Here is an 18,994-nt window from a genome sequence, read left to right on the forward strand (position 1 = left end):
CCAGGGATCAGGCGCCGCGCGCGTTGTCCGCCACGCGTGTCGGCGATCCGTTCAGGCGCGGCACCACGACCAGGCGGGTGACCTTGCCCTTCTTGAAGGCGGCAAGGAAGCGGCCGTAGTCCCTGAAAACGACGCAGCCATTTGATTCGGCGCGGCCGCCGCGCAGCATGTAGCTATGGGCGAGCAGGCCATCGCGGCCATATTTGTTGCCGCCACTGACAGGCGTCAGACGAATGGCCTCAACGCCGTGGAAACGCGATTCGCGCAGCGACAGATTGTAGGTGTTAGGCGGTGTTGGCCCGCGATCCTTCTTATCGACATAGCGTGGCTGGTCGACCATGGCGCCATACCCCGAATGCGCTTCGAGCCGCTGGCCGTCCGGCAGGTAGACGGTTCCTGCGCTGATATCATAGACGGCGACGCCGTTGCCGGCTCCGCTCCTGGAGCCTCCTGGCCCGTTGAACAGGTTCCTGAATGCCTGGCCGAGGCCGCCCGAAGGGGTGTCCGGCTTGGCATAGGCCAGCACCTCGCCGCCATCGGCCGGTCTGCCTTGCCGCGCCGGCTTGGACGGCTGGGCCTGCTGAACCGTCTCACGTGCCGGTTTCTGCTGCTGGACGGGCTTCGACTGCTGCACAACGACGGGCTTCGACGGCTGTACGACCTTGGGCTGTTGCGGGGCGTCCAATTGCGGGCGCCGGGTCGGCAATGGCACGTCGTCGGTCAGCGCATCCGGCAGCGAGGCGGCATCGCCGGGCTGTTCCTGTTGGGTTTCGACCGGCGAAACCGCTACATCGGCCGACGATTCCTCAATCGGCAGCGGTGAGGCGAACGCCTCGTCGTCGACTGGCAGCGACTGGACGAGGGCAAGCGCCAACTGCGCGTTGTCTGGCGTCTCCCCATCCGACTGGGCAAAGCCCCTCGGCTGCGGTGCCGTCTGCACGACCGCGGAGCCGGTATCCATCCGGGCGAAGCGCTCCGCCGCGGGAGCCGGCATGTCATCCGACAGGCTGGCCATGACCTCGACGGATGGCACCAGCGAGGCCTCGGCAATTTGCGGCGCGACAGCAGAAATGACCGGGTGCGCGGATGCGTCGACCGCGACGACCGGTTTTCCGGCGCCGGCAAAGGCCGCGGCGAGCCTGGTCGGCGACAGCGACGCCTCCATGCGTTCGAAACGCTCCTGCGATTTCGATTTTACGACCATCGGGGCTGGCTTTGCCTGCGCCACGAGGCGAGCGGATTTCTCCGCTTGCGGGCTCCCCCCGGCCAGCTTGAAGCAGTTGGCGCCGCACTGCACGGCATGGTCATGCAGCGCCTGCGCGCCGCCATTGGCATTGGCCAGCACGAACGGCGCCGAAGATGTCAGGAAACGCTGCTTCAGAGGATCGGCAAGGGCAAGCGACCGCGGCATCGAAAGCGTCTGCGGCAGGCCACCTGATGTCGCCGACAGCGAGGCGCCGACGGAACTCAGGCCGGCCATGGTGCCGACCAGCCACAGGCCAATGGCCGCGCTGACGCCGGGCACCGCGACCCAGCGGACGATCCGTTCAGGGTTGAAGGAAGAGGAACGCGGCGCGTCGCAGGCGGTCTCGCCGTCCCAACGCCCGTCCCCGACAATTTTTTTACTCAAGAACGCCATGCAACCAATCTTGCTCCAATCGGCTCCCACGTCCGCGGCTGTGATAGCCGCGACGACCATTCTGTGAGTGATCCCAGGTGGTCCCCGACGCGTTTGCCGCGCCTGTCGTTAGTTGCCGATTGCTTCAAAATATGGACAAAGTTGGTTAATCAATCCCTCTCAAAACCAAACGAGAGACGTGGACTTTGTGCCCTAGAAGGCTTGTCCACGACCATGAACGCGGTATTGGAGCCCCTCCAATGCTGTTTTGCTGCCTGTTTTTGCCGTCCAAGTCAAGCAAAACAGCTCTTGCTAATTTTCCAAAAGGCCGTTCAGCGAGTCATGCGACAACGGCGCTCGCCATTGAGTGTTGCCGAATCAGCCGCCAGCACCGGCAAAACTGTTGCCCGCCGGCCACAATTTCACCGTCCGGACGGTCGCCTCTCGACGGCCATTGACTCGTTTTGGGAGGCAGTGCAATCGGATCGAAGTGCTTGGTTTTGGGGTGGCAAAGGCCACTTCTGGAGGCTTTTTCCATGAAGCGTCGGGACTTCTTGGCGCTGTCGGCGGGGGCTGCGGCGTTTTCCATTGTTCCGGCCGCCGTCAAGGCTGGCGTGCCGGTGCCTTACGACCGCAACGCTGAAGTGCCGGTGAACGACAAAAAGTCGTTCATCGAGTGGATGGTGGCCAATCGTGGCGAGGACCCGAAGTTGCTGGCCGAGCGGTTCGATCGCTTCCAGATCATGGTCTTCAACAAGGACGTGCTGGACGATCGCAACAAGCGCGCCTTCCTGTTGACGCCGCGCGAAGAATTCGTCCTGCCGCAGAATCTGGGGCGCGCCTATGATCACGCCTTCCTCGACATCGGCTATGGCGTGACCATTTCCGGCCCGCACCTGGTCGGCCGCATGACGACGGCCATCGACGTGAAGCTCGGCGAATCCGTGCTCGAGATCGGCACCGGCTCCGGCTACCAGTCGGCCTATCTGGCCAATCTGACCGACAAGTGCACACGATCGAGATCATCAATCCGCTGGCGCAGCGCACCCGCCGCACCTATGACGCGCTGATCGAGCGCGGCTACAGCGAGTTCGGCTCGGTCACCAGCCGCAATGCCGACGGTTACTATGGCTGGGAAAGCGTCGGCCCGTTCGACAAGATCATCGTCACCTGCGGCATCGACCACATTCCGCCGTCGCTGTTGCAGCAGCTCAAGCCGAATGGCGTCATGGTCATCCCGGTCGGCCCGCCGGGCGCCCAGCACGTACTCAAGGTGATCAAAGAGCAGCTCGCCGACGGCACCTTCAACATCGTCCGCTCCGACATCTACAATGGCAAGGTGGTGCCTTTCGTGCCCTTCACCAAGCTGGAAGGCGACCAGATCGTCGGCACGCATAACAGCTGAGCTGGCCGTTTGGTAAGGCCTTGCTGAACCGCCAGATGAAAAGGCCCGCATGGCAGCCGTCGCATCGATCTCCCGACCAAGCATAGCCTCGCTGGAGGCGCCTCGTCTCGCGCACTATTTTGCAATCGGGCTGATCGCCGGCGCCATCATCGCGCTGCAGATATCCGTCATGCGGGTGTTCGCCGTCGGCAGCTGGTCGCATTTCGGCTCGCTGGTGGTCAGCCTCGCCATGCTTGGCTTCTCGCTGTCCAGCGTCGTCATCTTCGCCGGCAAGGACTGGTTCAATCGGCACTGGCAAGGGGCCGCCACGGCGGCCCTGCTGCTGGTCGGCCCGCTTGCCGTCGCTTCCAACCTCGTTGCCCAGATGGTGCCGTTCAACGCCATCTTCCTTGTCTCCGACCCCGCGCAGAAATGGCGGCTGCTGGCCAACTTCCTGCTCTATCTCCTGCCGTTCCTGGCCGGCGCGTTCTTCCTCGGCATCGTCTTCCTGAAAAGCCGCACCGCCTTCGGCCGCGTCTATTTCGCCGACCTCACCGGCTCCGGGCTCGCCGGCCTCGTCGTGCTGGTGTCGATGTATCTGTTCGCACCGGAAACCATCATCGTCGTGCCGCTGCTGTTGTGGGCCGCCGGTTCGCTGCTGTGGTTCTTCGCCTTCGGCGCCTGGAAGAACGTCGTCGCGGGCGCGGTTGTCGCAGCGCTGTCGATCGCCGGGTACCTGATGCTGCCCGGCCTGCTCGGCATACCCGACATTGCGGTGTCGCAGTACAAGGGCGTCGCCTATGCCCGCAACTTCCCGGACGGCAAACGCATTTACCGCAGCGTTTCGCCGTTTGGCGACCTGCAGGTCTATGCCAGCTCCTACATGCATTTCGCGCCGGGCCTGAGCGACAATGCCGCCTTCGGCATGCCCGAGGTTCCGGCCAACACCTATGTCGGCATGTATCGCGACGGAGACGGGCCGGAAGGCATCATGCGCAACCTGGCGCCGGCCGAGCAGGTCTATTTCCGCTATCTGCCGATGCATTACCCCTATGTCATCAAGGCGAAGCCGAAGACCTTCGTCGTGCAGTTCGGCGGCGGCATCTCCACCCAGGCCGCGCTCAATGCCGGCTCGACCTCGGTGACCGTCGCCGAGAGCAACCCGATGACATTGCGGGCGTTCCGCGACCCGATCCTGAAAGACGTCACCGGCGATATCCTGGCCGAGCCGCGCCTCAAGGTGATCGACTATGACGGGCGCCTGTTCCTCGCCAACACCGGCGAGCGCTACGACGTCATCGACCTCAGCCTCGCCGACAGTGTCGGCCTGTCCAATCCGGGCGGCTTCGCCATCGCGGAGAAATACGCCTACACGCACGAGGCGATGCTGAGCTACATGCATGCGTTGGCCGATGGCGGCGTGCTGTCGGTGACCTTGTGGAACAAGGAAGAGCCGCCGAAATCGGTGCTGAAGCTTTATTCGACCGTCGCCGAGGCGGCCCGGACGTTCGATCCGCAAGGTGCCGCCAACGACATCTTCGCCGTGTCGAGCTATCTCTCGACCACCACGGTGCTGTTCAAGCGCGGCGGCTTCAGCGCGGCGGAAATCAAGACCTTGCGCGACTACACCAAGTCGATGTCGTGGGAGGAGGTCTACTACCCCGGCATGCCTTATGACGGCTCGACGGCACAAAAAATCCTCGACGATTATCGCGCCTCGATCTTTGGCAGCGGACAGGATGCGACGCTGACCCAGCCCGCCGCCGATGCGACGGCGCCGGCCGATCCGACCGCTCCGAACGCAGCTTGCGACCCGACAACGCCGGCCGATCCGACCCTCGATGCCTGCGCCGATGCTGGCGGCAATGCAGGGCCCGATGTGCTGCCGGCCACCGCGCTGCAGCGCATGACCTGGCACGCGCTTTTGACCGGCGGCTGGGCGAAGCTTACCAGCGATTATGTCTTTGACGTGCGTCCGCTGAGCAACGACCAGCCCTACTTCGCCGCCTATGTGAAGGTCGCCGACCTGCCGCTGACGCTGGACCGGCTCGACCTGTTCCAGGATGACTGGGGCTATCTGCTGATCTGGGCGACGCTCGGCATCGCCTGCATCACGGCGGCATCGTTGGTGCTGCTGCCGGTCATCTTCGGCTGGCGCATCGTGTTCTCGCGCTCGCGCGGCAAGCTCGGCACCATCCTCTATTTCGCGTGCCTCGGCCTCGGCTACATCATGGTCGAGGTCGGGCTGATCAGCCGGTTCACCGTGGCGCTCGCCAATCCGACCGTGTCGGCCTCGGTGCTGATCTCGTCGATGCTGGTGTTTTCCGGTCTCGGCAGCCTGTTTGCCGCGCGCATCTTCGACCGCGCCAGCACGCTGTTGCCTGTCGTGCTGTTGGCAATCTGCGTGCTGCTGCTGGCCTACGGCTTCACCCTGTCGCCGGTGCTCGACTGGATCGGCGCCTATCCCTATGCCGCCCGGCTGCTGCTCTGCTTCTTGCTGGTATCGCCGCCGGCCTTCCTGATGGGCATGCCGATGGCGACCGCCATGACCTGGCTGGCGCGGCTCGGCAAGGAGCATTTGTTCGTCTGGGCCTGGGGCATCAATGGCTGCTTTTCAGTGATTGGCTCGGCCGCCGTGCCGATCGTCGCCACCAGCTTCGGCCTCAGCGCCGTGCTGCAATGGGCGGCGATCGCCTATCTCATCGCCATCCCCGCGTTCTTTGCCGTGCTGTTACCGTCGAAGGCGCCGGCCATCCGGCTGGTGACGGCCTGATGCCCGACCGGCGCGCCATCGTCGCCGGACTGCTGGCCGCGGCGGCGTTCCCGGCGGCGGGCGAGGGCGCGCGCTTGCACAAGGCCATATCGACGATCGTGCCGTTCAAGACGTCACCCTTTCCCTATCGGGGAAAGCTGCCGGATGGCTCTGGGCCATTTCTCGACGTGACGGCCAACGGCCGGCGCGGCCACACCTCGCCACGCGGCGGCATTTATTGGGAAGACGAGACCTATTCCGACCGCAGCACGCTGCTGGCGGCGCCCCGAGGTTTCGATCCGGCCAAGCCGGCGGTCATCGTGGTGTTCTTCCATGGCAATGGCGCGACCTTGCAGCGCGATGTGGTCGGCCGCCAGCGGGTTGTCGCGCAGGTCGAATCGTCCGGCCTCAACGCCGTGCTGGTGGCGCCGCAATTCGCCAGCAACGCGCTGGATTCGAGCGCCGGCAATTTCTGGACGCCAGGCCATTTTGCGACGTTCATGGCCGAGGCGGCGCAAGGCCTGGGCAAGTTGACCGGCGCCAAGGCGGCAAGATTCGACGCCATGCCGGTGGTGCTCGTCGCCTATAGTGGCGGCTATAATCCCGCAGCCTTCGTGCTCAGGAACGACGACATCGGCGGCCGCCTGCTCGGCGTCATCCTGCTCGACGCCGTGTTTGACGAGGCCGACATTTTCGCCGGTTGGATCGCAAGCCACAGGAAGAACTTCTTCGTCAGCGCCTTTGGCCAATCTTCCGTCTCCGGCAATGCGCAGATCCGACAATTGCTGGCAGGCCAGGGCATCGACGCCAGCTCGGATCCGCCGCGTCGCCTCGAAGCCGGCACCGTCGCCCTCCTTGCCTCGGATGCCGCCCACGATACGTTCGTCACTCGGGCGTTCGTCGCCAATCCGCTGCAATGGCTGCTTGGCAGGCTGCAAGGTTTTCCGCGTTAGTTGAACCACAGGGCAAAGGTCAGGAACCCTACGCCGCCGAACTGGCGCTGGATCTGGTCGAAATCGTCGCTGGTCAGGATCTTGCCGCTTTCGAGATAGGGCGCGATGGCCGGGCCGGTGATCGACAGCACGAGGTCGAAGGGTTTTGGCTCGTCGAAGAAGCGCTTCATGTTGATGCCCTTGTCGGTGATGCGGAAATGCGGCAGCAGCAAGCGGCCTTCCAGGAGATCCTCGGCCATGGTCAAGGTGGCGAGCCAGGCCTCGACCTGCTCCTCGCCGACTTCGAGGCCGGTGAGCGGGTTCTCGCCCTTTTGCTGCGGTCCGGGCAACCATTCGCGATCATTGTCGGTCTCGGCGCGGATCGCCTTCCAGTCCTCGCGCGACAGCCGGATCATTTCGAGCAGATGGCGACGCGCCGCTTGCCGGCGCTCGGGTTCGACCACCGGCCAGTTGACCAGATGCACCAGCGAGATGAAATCGGCGATGCGCCATTCCGACGAGAAGATGCTGCTGCCCATGTCGCTGCTCGGCGGCACGAGAATGTCCTGCAGCGGCAGTTTGGCGCGCGGGAACAGCATGTGGAACGACCCGTCGAAGGTGCTCCTGAAATCATGCGCGAGCCAGAAATCGGCCTGCGCCATCAGGAATTCGGCATAGCCCTGCAGCCAATAGCCGTCGGCGCGATCGAAGCGGAAGGTCAGAGACGGAGCTGCATCGTCCGGCGCGCTGCCGCCGCGCGACAGCGAGGCCATGATGGCAGCCATGCTCTCATCCGGCGTGATCGCGCCGTCCTCGTTGAGGTCAATGCCGACATGGGTGAGGTCGAGCACCATGCCGATATCGGCATTGGCCGGGACCGAGGCCAGCGTGGCGGCGGATTTCTCCAACCGGTCACGGAAGCCGACCAGAATGGCGCGGAACTGCTCATAGGTCAGCGGCTCGGGGTTGGGATTGTCCGGCACCGGCAGCCGCATCAACGGTAGCACGATGGATTGCGGGCTTTCGAAACCATGGCGGTGCAGGCCACTGGCCAGCAGCTCCAGCGCGGTGAAGAACTCGCCGGCGCCGGCCGCGTAGGCTGACGCCGGATCTTTTGGCGCGGCAGCCTCCAGCGTCGACAGGGCCGTGTCGCGCGCGGCCACGGTCTTGGCCTCGAACAAGGCGGTTGCCGCTTCGGGCATTGCGGCCGAGGCGGAAGACAAAGGCACAAGCAGAATGAAAGCGGATGCCAGCAGGCTTGCTATTCGTGCCATCTTTTCCTCCCATGCGTTGGTCGCGCCAGCGAACATACACATATTTGCGGCGCCGCGCCTGTCAGCGCCGGGGCGGCAGACCGCCATCGTTGCACGATTGTCGACGGATGCGCTTCAACCCTTGAGGCCGACGGTCTACACAGGGCAAACGATTGGGCATAGGCGTGTCGAACTATCCGCTTTCCTACAAACTGTCCTGGCTGCCGCGCTTTCTGAAGCCTTCGCTCGGCGGTGATGCCAATGGTTTCGCGCCGATGGCCGGGTCGACGATGACACCGCCGCCGAAGCAGACGGTGCGGCTCGCCTTCATCGGCGACATCTCGGCGGTGGCCAACCGCGGCGCGCCAGACTGCGATTCGGCGATCGCAAAGCTGCTTGGCTCCGCCGACCTGGTGATTGGCAATTGCGAAAGCCCGATCGTGGACGGACCAAGTGCGGCGCTGGGAACAAAACTCGGCACGCATCATGCGATGAGCGAGCGCTTTCTGGTCGAGGCGTTGGCGGCAGTGGGTATTGCTCGCGAAAAGCTGGTGCTGTCGCTGGCCAACAATCATGTGCTCGACCAGGGCGTCGCCGGTTTCGACGCGACGGTGGCGGCGCTGAAGCGGCTCGGTATCCGCACCATCGGCCTGGCTGCCAATGGTCCGGTGATGCCGGCCCAAGTCGGGCCGCTGACATTCGGCTTCGCTGCCTTCACGCTGTGGCGCAACGCCGATGAAAACCTGTTTGCCGGCCGCGTGTCGATGGAAAGCGATCCAGCGCATTGGCCGCGCGATGCTGTCGATCTTCTCTGCGCGGTGCCGCACTGGGACTGGGAGTTCCGGCATTTTCCAAGGGCCGAGACGCGGGTGCTGGCCGGGCGGCTGGCCGGGCAGGGCGTGGGTCTGATCGCCGGCCATCACGCCCATGTCATGCAGCCGGTGGACCGGATCGGCAGGACGATCGTCGCTTATGGGCTCGGCGATTTTCTCGGCACCGCCCTTGCCCGCCAGCCATGGCCGGGTCGTATCGGTGGCATATTCGTTGTCGATGTCAGTACCGATGCCGATACGCGCGGCACCGTTGCGTCTTACCGGCTGCATCCCTTTGTGCGGCTGCGCACCGGCGATCATGAGCGACTGGTCCTGGTGGAAGGGGTGAAGGGGCGAATGCGCGGCAAGGTCGAAGGTCGGCTGAGAGCGATCTTTCCCTCTCCCCCAAGCCAAGACGGTGTCACCGCCTAACCGTCTGGCGGCCCCTGCAAAACCGACTATCATGCGCCGGCAGAGGTAGGCTTGCGGGGGTGGCGATGGAAACAGCGGATTTCATGCCGAGCGAGGCGGTCACGGCCGGCATCCGGAAAGGCATCGAGATCTATGAGGCGGCGAGGGCTTCGGCGGTTCGGCAGGTGCGCTGGCGGGTGCCGCTGTTCGTCGGCCTGGTGCTGGTGTTCGTGGTGCTGGTCGCTTGGCTGTTCAACAAGGTCGCCGATCCCAACGAGCAATGGTTCTCGACGCCGCATGTGTTTCTCTATGTCATCGGCTTCGCGGCTTCGATCCTGCTCTACTTCCAGGCCATGAAACCGGCGACGCGGCTGCGGCAATCGTTCCGCGAGACGCTGCTGCCGATCATCTTCGGCTTCATCGCGGATATGCGTTACCAGCATGGAGGGAGGCCGAACTCTTTCGACCGGCTGCCGCGCGAGGCGGTCGGGCCGTTCAACCGGCAGTCGTTCGACGATGTCGTTTCGGGCCGCTACGAAGAGTTTCCGTTCGAGCTTTACGAAGCAGAACTGCGGGAAGGGTCGGGCAAGGGTTCATCGACAGCCTTCAAGGGTGTCGTCGTCGCTTTCGAAGCGATCGAGCCGTTCCCGGGAATATTGGTGGCGACGCGGTGGACCAATGCGGTCGTCGGCTTCTTCCGCGGCATGTTCGCCAGCAAGATGCAGGACTTGTCGTCCGGTGTGCCCGAGCTCGACGCCGCCTATGAATTCCGCACCGACAACATCGAGGCCGCACGGCCGCTGGTGACCGGCCGCCTGGCGCAGGCACTGAAATGGCTTGGCGAAACCTGGCCGGACGATCCGGCCCGCGTCGCACTCAACGGCAGCGACGGTTTCCTGCTGTTGCCGCAGACGAAGAATTTCTTCGAGTTGCCGGCTATCTCGGTGCCGCTCGACTACACCAGGCATGTCGCACCGATGATCGCGGACATGGGCGCCATGCTGGCGACGGCGGCACTGGTGCGCAAGATCGGCGCGAAGGACGAGATCGGTTGATCGCTGTCAGCAGTCGAAGCCGTATTTGTCGCGCATGTAATCTGCTTCTTCTTTCGACATTTTCTTGAACATCACACAGACGGTGAAGCTACCGACCTGACGCCCACCGCTTCTGTATCCCCAGTCGGAAATGTCGTCCCTGGTGAATTCTATATTCTGGCCGAGGACGACGGTGTGCACTTCCTCCGGCTGGTTCGCCAGTATACCGACAAAACCGGTCTCGGTGCGGCGGAACGGTATGACCCAGAAGTGTTCGGTGACATTCCCGTCCCGCACCTTGACCTTCAGTTTGAACCTGTCTGTCCCAGGGGGAGGAGCCTCGGACAAGGCGAGGAATTCATCCAGTCTGGCGCGCGCCTTCGCGGTAGCCAGAGCCATATCGGGATCGTCGGGGGTAAAGATGACCGTTTTGTCGTCGCCCGGATCCGTGGCTTGTGCGCCGGCCAATCCCGGAGCAAACGCCAGCATCAGGCCTATCATGGTCCGGACTGCAAACTTCATCGAAGGCCCCCTTTATCGCAACGGTCGACACCATCCTGCATCCATTCCTGGTTTGCAACCGGAGCGCGAGTTTCATCCGCTTTGGGGGGCGATCGAACTGATCCTTGAAACAAAATTTGTACCGATGACCGGTCAGCAGTCTGTTTCGTGATGCCGCCCGAGATGGATTGCGGCGGCTGCGTGGTGATCGAATGCCGCCCGCCACAATCAGCCAAGTGACTCTTTTCGTGGAAGGAAGTGCGCTTGTTGGGGGAAACCGAAGTGGCCAGAAGTTGCATCGACAGCGAGCAATGTGTCGGAATTAAGCCTATGATATTGTTTGCAAAAATCACTCAACGTGATTTGCGCGGGCCGAGCTTTCCGGTCCAGTTTCGGGTTGTTCGGTGCTGTCGTTTCTCAAGGTGGCAGCCCCGGAAAACCGAAACAGCACGGAGTGCTTACCGATGAAGAAGACCCTCGCAACCACCGTCGCTCTGCTCGCCTTCCTCGGCACGGCCTATGCCGCGACCGTTCAGGGCACCATCCAGTCGGTCGATCCGACGACCAAGTCGATCACCCTCGACGACGGCAAGATCTACCAGCTGTCGCCGGACGCGACTGTCGGAAAACTGAAGGTCGGCGCCAAGGTGGCGGTGACTGTCGATGACAAGACCGGCATGGTGACATCCATCAAGAAGGCTTCGTAGACGCGAGTGCGTCAGCAGACCTGCTGACCGAACTTTTCAGACCCAGTTCTACACTTCTTGGCCGGTTCCTTCGGGGATCGGCCATTTTCATCGTCTTCGCCACTCAACACCAGGCGACCAGAGCGGTTCACCGTTTCACGGAAACGCCGAACCGCTCTATCTCTTTGTTTAACGCAATTCCCTGAGGGAAACCGCTACGCGCTTTTCCCGGGAAAACCGTTTCACACTTTTCCAGGAATCGCTCTGGGCGGAACGCGGTCCCGACAGCGCCGCTATGGTTTTTGCCAAAGAGCCGCGCTATCCCTTGGCCAACGGGGGCGTTCATGGCCGAGGAACAAAAAGGGTTTCGCCTGTCGCGGCGATTGCTGCTGGGTGCGGCTGTCTTCGGCGGCGCGGTGCTGTGGGGCGGCACCACCGTGGCGCGGCTGGCGCGAGGGCCTTCGGGACCGAAGAACGCCGGACGCATCGCGGATATCGACGGCATCGCGCTGCCGCTGAAGCCAATCGCCAGCCCGCCGGCCTTTGATCCTTCGCTGCCCTGGTCGGCCAAGGGTGGCGATATCAACGATGCCAGCGGCCTGTCGAAGACGCCGGTCTATGGCGTGGTCGAGGTTGGCGAGGAAGACCACATCGCCAAGGCGCTGGCCTTCGCGCGCGCCAACGGGCTGAAAATCTCGCTGGCCGCCATCCGCCATTCGATGGGCGGGCATGCCTTCGACGACAACGCATTGGTGCTCGACCTCAGAAAGTTCAACAAGGTCACCGTGGATGCCGCGGCGAAGACCATGACCCTGCAACCGGGTGCGCGCTGGCACGACATCCAGAATCTCTTACATCCGCGCTTTGCGGTGAAGGCGATGCAATCGACCGACATCTTCTCGGTCGGCGGTTCGCTGTCGGTCAATGCGCATGGCATGGACCACCAGGCCGGTTCGGTGGGAGGCTCGATCCGCTCGATGCGGGTGATGCTGGCCGATGGTTCGGTGACAACCTGCTCGCCAACCGAGAACATCGACCTGTTCCGCCACGTCGTTGGCGGCTACGGCCTGTTCGGCGTGGTGCTGGAGGCAACGCTCGATATCGTCGACAACACGGTCTACCGCACCTCGCGCGAGATCATCAAATCGGACGATTTCCCAAAATTCTTCGCCGATGTGCTGGAGCCGAACAAGGAGATCGGCCTGTTCTACGGCCATCTGTCGACGGCGCCGGGCAATTTCCTCGAGGACATGATCGTCTATCGCTATGACAAGGTGGCCGACCAGCCGCCGGCCGACCAGCCTGAGATCGGCGAGCCGGGTTCGGTGGGGCTGAAGCGGGTGATCATCAATCTGGCGAAATGGGGCAGCCTGTTCCAGGAGCTGAAATGGTTCACCGAAAAGACGCTGGAGCCGAAATTCGAAAGCTGCACGGTGGCGCGCACTTCAGCCATGGCCGAGGGCGAGGCCTGTCTCGTCACCCGCAACAACCCGATGCATGATTCGGTGCCCTATCTCTTCAACGACCTGATGGATGAGACCGACATCCTGCACGAATATTTCATCCCGCGCGCCGCCTATATCGAGTTCATCACCGAAGCCCGCGAAATCCTGCGCAACCAGAAGCTGCCGGTGCTCAACGCCTCGGTGCGCATCGTCCACAAGGAGGATGTCGCGCTGACCTACGCGCCGGAGCCGGCCTATTCGCTGGTACTCTACATCAACCAGCCGACCGATGCCGACGGCAATGCGAAAATGCGGGCGCTGACACGGGCGCTGATCGACGTGACGATCAAGCATGGCGGGCGGTTCTTCCTGCCCTACCAACTGCATTACACCGCCAGGGAGTTGCTGGCCTCCTATCCCGAGTTGCCGGCCTTCCTGGCGGCGAAGCGGCAATATGACCCGACGGAACTGTTTTCCTCGACCTTCTACCGTGCCATCAAGGCGCTGAGCGGAGTGGCGTAGAAGGCAGGAGAACAACCAATGCGGATGGTATCAGCGGCGGCACTTACCCTCATCGCGCTGTGCGCTGGACCGGCCGGAGCCGAGGATCTCAAGGCTTTCAAGCTGACGATCGACGGCGTGACGGTCGACATCGATCCCGGCGAGAGCGCAAACGTAACGCTGCCCGGCGGCAAGCAGAGCAAAGTGACGCTCGAGCGCAACGACTTCGCCACCTTTTCCGGCGGCAGTTTCTCCTTCGTCCATCCGAGCAACATTTCGGTGACCAAGACCGATCTCGGCGAAAACATCACGCAGTATCTGATGGCGTCGGCACTGGGCACGATCGTCGTCGTGCAGGAATACGGCAAGATGAATCCGGTGTTCCTCAACCAGCTGATGCTGCAGGAGATGACCAAGGAATCGGTGCAGGCTGGAGCTGCGCTGACGCAGGAGCCGACGACGCGCAAGCTCGCCGACGGCAAGGAATTGACTGGCATTCTCGCCAAGGTGACGACACGCACCGACACCGCCGATTTCGAGATCGTCGGCTTCGGCCATGCCGATCAGGGGCTGCTGTTCATCACCCGCGTTGCCGGCGAGGACGCGGCGACCGAAAAGCCGTTGATCGACAAGTTCTGGCAGAGCCTGAAAGTCAAATTGTAGAAGGGCTACAGGCCTTTCGGCACCAGGCCGGTCAGCCAGTTGGCCGACCGTTTTGCCATGTCGGCGGTCGCCGACACGGCGCGGCCAAGATCGGTCTTGACCACGGCGTAGCCGTTCTTCGTGCGATAGAGCACGCCGGTTCCGCCATCGACCACTTGTTCATAGGCGACGGGCCGGGCGGCGGCCGCTTCCATGGCCGTGGTCGGCGAGCCGACCGGGACGCTCGGCCGATGGCTCAATTCCGGCGGCAGCGGGTTTTCAATTTTAACGACCCTGCTGACGGGCTTCAGCTCCGGGCGCGACGCGGTCGCGGCCAGTTGCGCGGAGGACGACGAGCCCTTCGCGCGGCAGATGCCGGAGATGAGCGGGTAGTTGAAATTGCGCTCGTGCAGCATCTGGCTTTTCATCGCCGCTTCGCACTCGGCGATGGTCGACCACTTGGCCGGCGTCTCGCCGATATATTCGCAAAGCTTGGCGTCGCAGTCGCAGCCGACAATAGTCATGGCGACAAGGGCGGTCTTGATCACGGTCTTGTCCCTTCGAGATGCCCCCCGGCAGCCCATTTAGGCGCATGTCGTGGTCCCAAAACCGGTTCCACCTCGGGTCGAGCCCGTGGGCATGCTTTTGGGCGACATGCAAACAACCCATCGCGCGCGAACAAGGCGGGATTTGGCCGCGATTGTGGAATGAGCGTGGCGGAGCGCCGAACAGTCGATCTATCGCGTGGCCGGCGAGATCCGTTTGAGGAAATTCGCGATCAGCCGCACCACATCGTGCGGATGTTCAACCTGCGGGATGTGGTTGACGCCATCGAGAACCGCCAGTTCGGCGTGCGGAAACAGCGAGGCAATCTCTTTACCCTGTTCGAGGGGCGTGGTCGTATCGTCTCGTCCCCAGATGACGAGAACGGGCGGCGTGAAGGTGCGATAGTTCGCGGGGTTGGCGGCAAGGGATTTTCGTTCGTCGTTGAACAGGCCGCTGAACAGCCAATGGCCGACCGCATTGGTGGTGCCTTCAACATTGAGTGGCCGTGCGTAGATCGCGATACGTTCGGCGGTGACCACGTCGTCGTTCTCAATGAAAGAGCGCAGACCCGGTCCGACCATAAGCGGGTTGGTGAAGGTCGAAGCGGTCAGCAATTGGCGTGGCCAGTCGCTGTTCAGGAAGGATGCGAACGGCAAGGCCGGCGCCTCGGTCCGGCCGAGGCCAAGTGCAACGTCGAGCAGGATCAGCGAGTCGATGCGAGCCGGGGCCGAGAAGGCGGCTTCGATCACGCCACCGCCGCCATAGGAGTGGACACCGACACTGAAATGGCGAAGGCCGAGCGCGTCGGCGAAACCGAGTACGCGTCTTGCGTGGGAAGCGCGCGAATAATCCTGGTCGGCCGGTCTTTCCGAATAGCCAAAGGGAGGCATGTCGGGCGCTATGACGCGAAAGCCCTGTTCTCCCAATGGCGCGGCGATATCGCGGTATGTCTCGGCCCAGGAGGCCGTGCCGTGGAACAGAAGCAGCGGCGGCCCGTCCTGCGGTCCCCAGACCTGATAGTGGATCTTCAGGCCATCGACGGTGGCAAACAGCGCTCCCGCCGGGGCTGCTTCCTCGGGTGACAGGTTCTCTCGCAGCGCCGCCGCGCCGCGAAAGCCGACAAGCGCGACCACAATGAGCATGATCAGCGTGAGCGCGAGCCAGCCGACGATGCGGATCAGTCTGCGCATTGCCTGGCTATCGTCTCAATAGTCATAGACGTGTTCGAGCTTGGCGCCTGACTTGATCAGCGCCGGTAGCACCAGATGCAGCTTGCGCACGGCGACGGTCAGCCCGGTGCGGCGCGTCGACGGGTCAGCCGGCAGCGGATAGCTGAACAGAATGCGGATGCCTTCGGGAACGGCGATCGAATCGGTGGAAAGCATGGTGACCATGATCTCGTCATTGCCGCCGATCTCGACGAAGGAGACGCCCTTGTCGATCAGGCGCGGGATCATCTCAGTAAACACCTGATAGCGCTTGGTGACGAAGACGGTGCCGTCGGCGCCGTAGTCGCGCTCAAGCAAGGTGTCGGGCTCGTTGTGCGTTGCTTCGCCGACCGGCCCCTTGGCCCAGACATGAATATCGAGGAAGGCTGGTGGGGACGTGGCTGCGAGTGCCTTGGTGATCAGGTCGGCGTAGCCCTGCTTGATGGTGTCGGCGAGGCCGAAGGCAAGCTTGCGTTCGCTGGTGCGGATGGAGCTGTCGCCCGGCGCCGGCTGCACAGCAAACAGGCCGGCGCGCTTCTCGGCATAGGGAAATTGATACCACGGCACCTGGTCGAGGAAAGCGGCATAGTCGGCCGCCACCTTGGCCTGATAGATGTCGGCGGCGGTGCGCTTGCCTGATGTCGCCTCGGTGATGCGGCCGACCGTGTTCTCATAGGCCCATTGCAGGATATGTTCGATGCTGTGGCTGGTGCCGATGATGACCAGCATCTGGTGGTTGGCGAAGTTGAACTTGTAGGCAGAACTGGCGCGGATCACCATGGCGTAGTCCTGCCAGAAGCGGCCGACATAGGACCAATAGGGAAAGCCGCTCGGCTGGTTCTTGTCGACGAAGCCGGCATATTCGCGCGCGGCGTAGACGATCGCCCATTCCGGGTAGGTGAGGAAGGTCGATTCCTCCGGCCGCTGGTAGCCGGGGATTTCGGCGCGAACCTTGTCGGCCAGCGCCTTGGGCGGTGCGCCATCGGCAATGCCGGGCAGCGGCGCCTTGTCGAGTGACGACGTGGTCAGGAAGCCATAGCTCAGCCCGACGATCGGGATCAGGATGACGATGACGATCAGCCACAGGATCGTCTTGACGATGCGCTTCAGCCAGCGAAACAGGAACATGGCCGGGTCAGGCCGTGGCGAAGTGGTCGTGTATGCGCTTCGACAGCCAGAAGCCGACATAGACGGCGAAGCCGCCGATGACGATGTGCGGCAGGTTGGCGAAGAAGCGGGCCGGGAATTCGATATCGTTGAGGGAGCGGAAGCCGTTGATGAAGATGCCGGCATCGAGGCAGCCGGAACCGGTGATCAGGCCAAGCACGCCGTCGAACAGATAGACTGAGCCGAACAGCTTGAAATAGAACACCGCCTGACGGTGCGAGATGAAGGCGGCGGCCAGCGCCCAGACGCCGGAGAAGGCGTGCAGCAGGTCGTCATACCATTGCAGCGAGAACAGGCCGAACAGATTGCCGTTGGCATCGTTGAACGCCGGTATGTAGCCGATGGCGACGACGCCGAAGAACAGGAAAGCATAGGCAACGGCAAGCTTCTGGATCAACGTCATGAAGTATCCCCCTTCAAGTGACGCCGAACGTTAGCTGATTTTAGCGCCGGTTGCAGCCCTATCCGGAAACAGCGTAAAAATTGTAGGGGATAGCCAAAAAGACAGTCGGCGCCGGGATTTCTCCCAGCGCCTCCCTGTCAGATCAGGACACGGTCGCGGCAGCAACTTCCGTAAAGTCGTCGCGCCATGCCGGCCTTGATTTTGACGGTCCTGCCAGTCCGCCACCCGAGAGCAGCGTCCGTTCGGGACCACGCCGGTCTCCACCCTTGCGAGCTTTGCCCTGCGCACCATCGAAGGTTTTTGCCGTCCTTCATGGCAGCATCGGTCCGCCGTCGGCGTTGGCACGCTTTCCGCGGCCCCGTAGGTCTCGGCATCCGCCCCTCGAACAGGCAAGCCTGCTCTCGCTCTGGGCCGTACGGGCCTCAGGAAATCCGCCTTTCACTTCGCCTTTCGGCTGGGCGATCGGTAGCCGCCTGAGATGGGTTGAACTTACGCCGGGTAAGGGTTGTGGGGAATGGCCGCGGGCCTGTGGATAGCGGGATTATCGGGGATCAATCAATGACAGCGGGATTTTCCGGTCCGCCATGATGGGCGGCAGCGGCGGACATTCGGCGCTTGCCCTGCCGGCGGGCGCGGGTTTCAATGCCGGCAAAGGATTCGAGGCGCCGGGCGCATTGGTGTCCTTGCGGGAGGGTGTGCTTGAAAGTCGGGGTGGTTCTCAATCCGATTGCCGGTGGCGGCCGGCTGAAACGGCATTGGCCGGAGGTCGCCGCATCGCTGAAAAAGCATTTCGGCGAATTCGAGCTGCGCGAAACGCAGGCCGAGGGTGATGCCGAACGGCTGGCGATCGACCTCGCGGCAAACGGCTTCGACCTGGTGATCGCGGCCGGCGGCGACGGCACCGCCAGCGAGGTGGCCGACGGGCTGCTGCAGGCGTCCGAGGAAGGCCGCAGGACAACCGAGCTTGGCCTCTTGCCGTGCGGCACCGGCATCGATTTTGCGCGCGGGCTTGGCCTGCCGCGCGAGATGGATGCGGTGCTGAAGCATATCGCCGAGGCCAAGGGACGCAAGGTCGACGCCGGACGCATCTGCTACATCGACGACCATGGCGCGCTGGCCAGCCGCCACTTCATCAACATCGCCAGCCTCGGCCTGTCAGGCGCCACCGACCGTGCCGTCAATGCCGACAAGCGCAAGGGCAAGATGTCGGCCAAGGCGTTGTTCCTGTGGCGCACCGTGGTCGAGTTCATCCGCTACCGCTTCCAGGATGTCAGGATCACGGTCGACGACGGCGCGCCGGTCGAAGCGCGCATGGCGCTGGTGGCGGTGGCCAATGGCAAGTTCTTCGGCGGCGGCATGATGATCGCGCCGGATGCCGAGCTGGCCGACGGGCAGTTCGACATCGTCATCCTGCGCGCGGCCGGCAAGCTGAAGCTGATCTGGGACATCCGCCTGCTCTATGGCGGCCGGCACCGCAACCACCCGGCGATCACCATCCTGCGCGGCAAAAAAGTGGTGGTCGAGCCGCTGGGCGATGTCGAGAAGAACGGCGCGCTGGTCGACATAGACGGCGAGTCGCCGGGACGCATACCGGCGACCTTCGAGATCCTGCCCGGCGCGCTGACGCTCAGATATTGAATCAAGTCGTTAACAGATCGATTCAGGTGAATCCGGCGATGAAACCAACCCACTGAAATCG

15 protein-coding genes and 1 pseudogene are annotated in these 18,994 nt (G+C 63.2%); 9 read left to right on the forward strand and 7 right to left on the reverse strand.

The window, feature by feature from the left end; all coding sequences use genetic code 11:
• Positions 1-7: 7 nt before the first annotated feature.
• Positions 8-1,639, reverse strand: a complete 1,632-nt coding sequence (locus tag B5V02_RS03925; protein WP_111542910.1) for a DUF2778 domain-containing protein — start codon at positions 1,637-1,639, stop codon at positions 8-10.
• A 722-nt stretch (positions 1,640-2,361) separates the two neighbouring features.
• Here B5V02_RS03925 and B5V02_RS03930 point away from each other — a divergent pair.
• The 3 genes and pseudogenes from B5V02_RS03930 (at position 2,362) to B5V02_RS03940 (ending at position 6,707) form a co-directional block, all read left to right on the forward strand.
• Positions 2,362-3,023 (forward strand): annotated as a pseudogene (locus tag B5V02_RS03930) (protein-L-isoaspartate O-methyltransferase family protein).
• A gap of 49 nt (positions 3,024-3,072) precedes the next feature.
• Complete coding sequence (locus B5V02_RS03935) at positions 3,073-5,775, forward strand: hypothetical protein (protein WP_111542911.1); 2,703 nt, start codon at positions 3,073-3,075, stop codon at positions 5,773-5,775.
• Complete coding sequence (locus B5V02_RS03940; protein WP_111542912.1) at positions 5,775-6,707, forward strand: hypothetical protein; 933 nt, start codon at positions 5,775-5,777, stop codon at positions 6,705-6,707. The genes B5V02_RS03935 and B5V02_RS03940 overlap by 1 nt, the downstream gene beginning before the upstream one ends.
• Here B5V02_RS03940 and B5V02_RS03945 read toward each other — a convergent pair.
• Positions 6,704-7,960: a hypothetical protein gene (locus tag B5V02_RS03945; RefSeq protein WP_111543721.1), complete on the reverse strand. Its 1,257-nt coding sequence runs from the start codon at positions 7,958-7,960 to the stop codon at positions 6,704-6,706. The two genes, B5V02_RS03940 and B5V02_RS03945, sit on opposite strands and share 4 nt — an antisense overlap.
• 164 nt (positions 7,961-8,124) lie before the next feature.
• Between B5V02_RS03945 and B5V02_RS03950 the strand changes: the two genes are divergently transcribed.
• Positions 8,125-9,183 (forward strand): CapA family protein, encoded by a 1,059-nt coding sequence (locus B5V02_RS03950; RefSeq protein ID WP_111542913.1) that lies wholly within the window; start codon positions 8,125-8,127, stop codon positions 9,181-9,183.
• A gap of 65 nt (positions 9,184-9,248) precedes the next feature.
• Positions 9,249-10,217 carry a DUF3137 domain-containing protein gene (locus B5V02_RS03955; protein WP_111542914.1) on the forward strand — a complete coding sequence of 323 codons (969 nt, stop codon included), beginning with the start codon at positions 9,249-9,251 and terminating at the stop codon, positions 10,215-10,217.
• Positions 10,218-10,223: 6 nt separating this feature from the next.
• Here B5V02_RS03955 and B5V02_RS03960 read toward each other — a convergent pair whose 3' ends face one another.
• Positions 10,224-10,718: a YegJ family protein gene (locus B5V02_RS03960; RefSeq protein ID WP_111542915.1), complete on the reverse strand. Its 495-nt coding sequence runs from the start codon at positions 10,716-10,718 to the stop codon at positions 10,224-10,226.
• Positions 10,719-11,161: 443 nt separating this feature from the next.
• On the opposite strand from B5V02_RS03960, the gene B5V02_RS03965 reads away from it, so the two are divergent.
• The 3 genes from B5V02_RS03965 to B5V02_RS03975 all read left to right on the forward strand — a co-directional run bounded on the left by B5V02_RS03965 (position 11,162) and on the right by B5V02_RS03975 (position 13,992).
• Positions 11,162-11,404, forward strand: a complete 243-nt coding sequence (locus B5V02_RS03965) for a DUF1344 domain-containing protein (RefSeq protein WP_111542916.1) — start codon at positions 11,162-11,164, stop codon at positions 11,402-11,404.
• A 323-nt stretch (positions 11,405-11,727) separates the two neighbouring features.
• Positions 11,728-13,350: an FAD-binding oxidoreductase gene (locus tag B5V02_RS03970; protein ID WP_111542917.1), complete on the forward strand. Its 1,623-nt coding sequence runs from the start codon at positions 11,728-11,730 to the stop codon at positions 13,348-13,350.
• Between the two features lie 18 nt (positions 13,351-13,368).
• Positions 13,369-13,992: a hypothetical protein gene (locus B5V02_RS03975; RefSeq protein WP_111542918.1), complete on the forward strand. Its 624-nt coding sequence runs from the start codon at positions 13,369-13,371 to the stop codon at positions 13,990-13,992.
• A 5-nt stretch (positions 13,993-13,997) separates the two neighbouring features.
• Here the strand turns inward: B5V02_RS03975 and B5V02_RS03980 are convergent, their stop codons facing one another.
• The 4 genes from B5V02_RS03980 to B5V02_RS03995 all read right to left on the reverse strand — a co-directional run bounded on the left by B5V02_RS03980 (position 13,998) and on the right by B5V02_RS03995 (position 17,295).
• Positions 13,998-14,519, reverse strand: coding sequence for a hypothetical protein (locus tag B5V02_RS03980; protein ID WP_111542919.1), 522 nt, complete (start codon positions 14,517-14,519; stop codon positions 13,998-14,000).
• 189 nt (positions 14,520-14,708) lie between these two features.
• The gene (locus B5V02_RS03985; RefSeq protein ID WP_111542920.1) at positions 14,709-15,707 is read right to left on the reverse strand and encodes an alpha/beta fold hydrolase; all 999 of its coding nucleotides are present in this window, start codon (positions 15,705-15,707) and stop codon (positions 14,709-14,711) included.
• A gap of 15 nt (positions 15,708-15,722) precedes the next feature.
• Entirely contained in the window at positions 15,723-16,853 is a 1,131-nt protein-coding gene (locus B5V02_RS03990; RefSeq protein WP_111542921.1) for a hypothetical protein, read from the reverse strand.
• A 7-nt stretch (positions 16,854-16,860) separates the two neighbouring features.
• Complete coding sequence (locus tag B5V02_RS03995) at positions 16,861-17,295, reverse strand: DUF4383 domain-containing protein (protein WP_095090901.1); 435 nt, start codon at positions 17,293-17,295, stop codon at positions 16,861-16,863.
• Between the two features lie 699 nt (positions 17,296-17,994).
• Here B5V02_RS03995 and B5V02_RS04000 point away from each other — a divergent pair.
• Complete coding sequence (locus B5V02_RS04000) at positions 17,995-18,933, forward strand: diacylglycerol/lipid kinase family protein (RefSeq protein ID WP_111542922.1); 939 nt, start codon at positions 17,995-17,997, stop codon at positions 18,931-18,933.
• Positions 18,934-18,994 lie beyond the last annotated feature (61 nt).

The sequence above is a fragment of the Mesorhizobium kowhaii genome, from assembly GCF_003253745.1.
GTDB classification, from domain to species: domain Bacteria; phylum Pseudomonadota; class Alphaproteobacteria; order Rhizobiales; family Rhizobiaceae; genus Mesorhizobium; species Mesorhizobium kowhaii.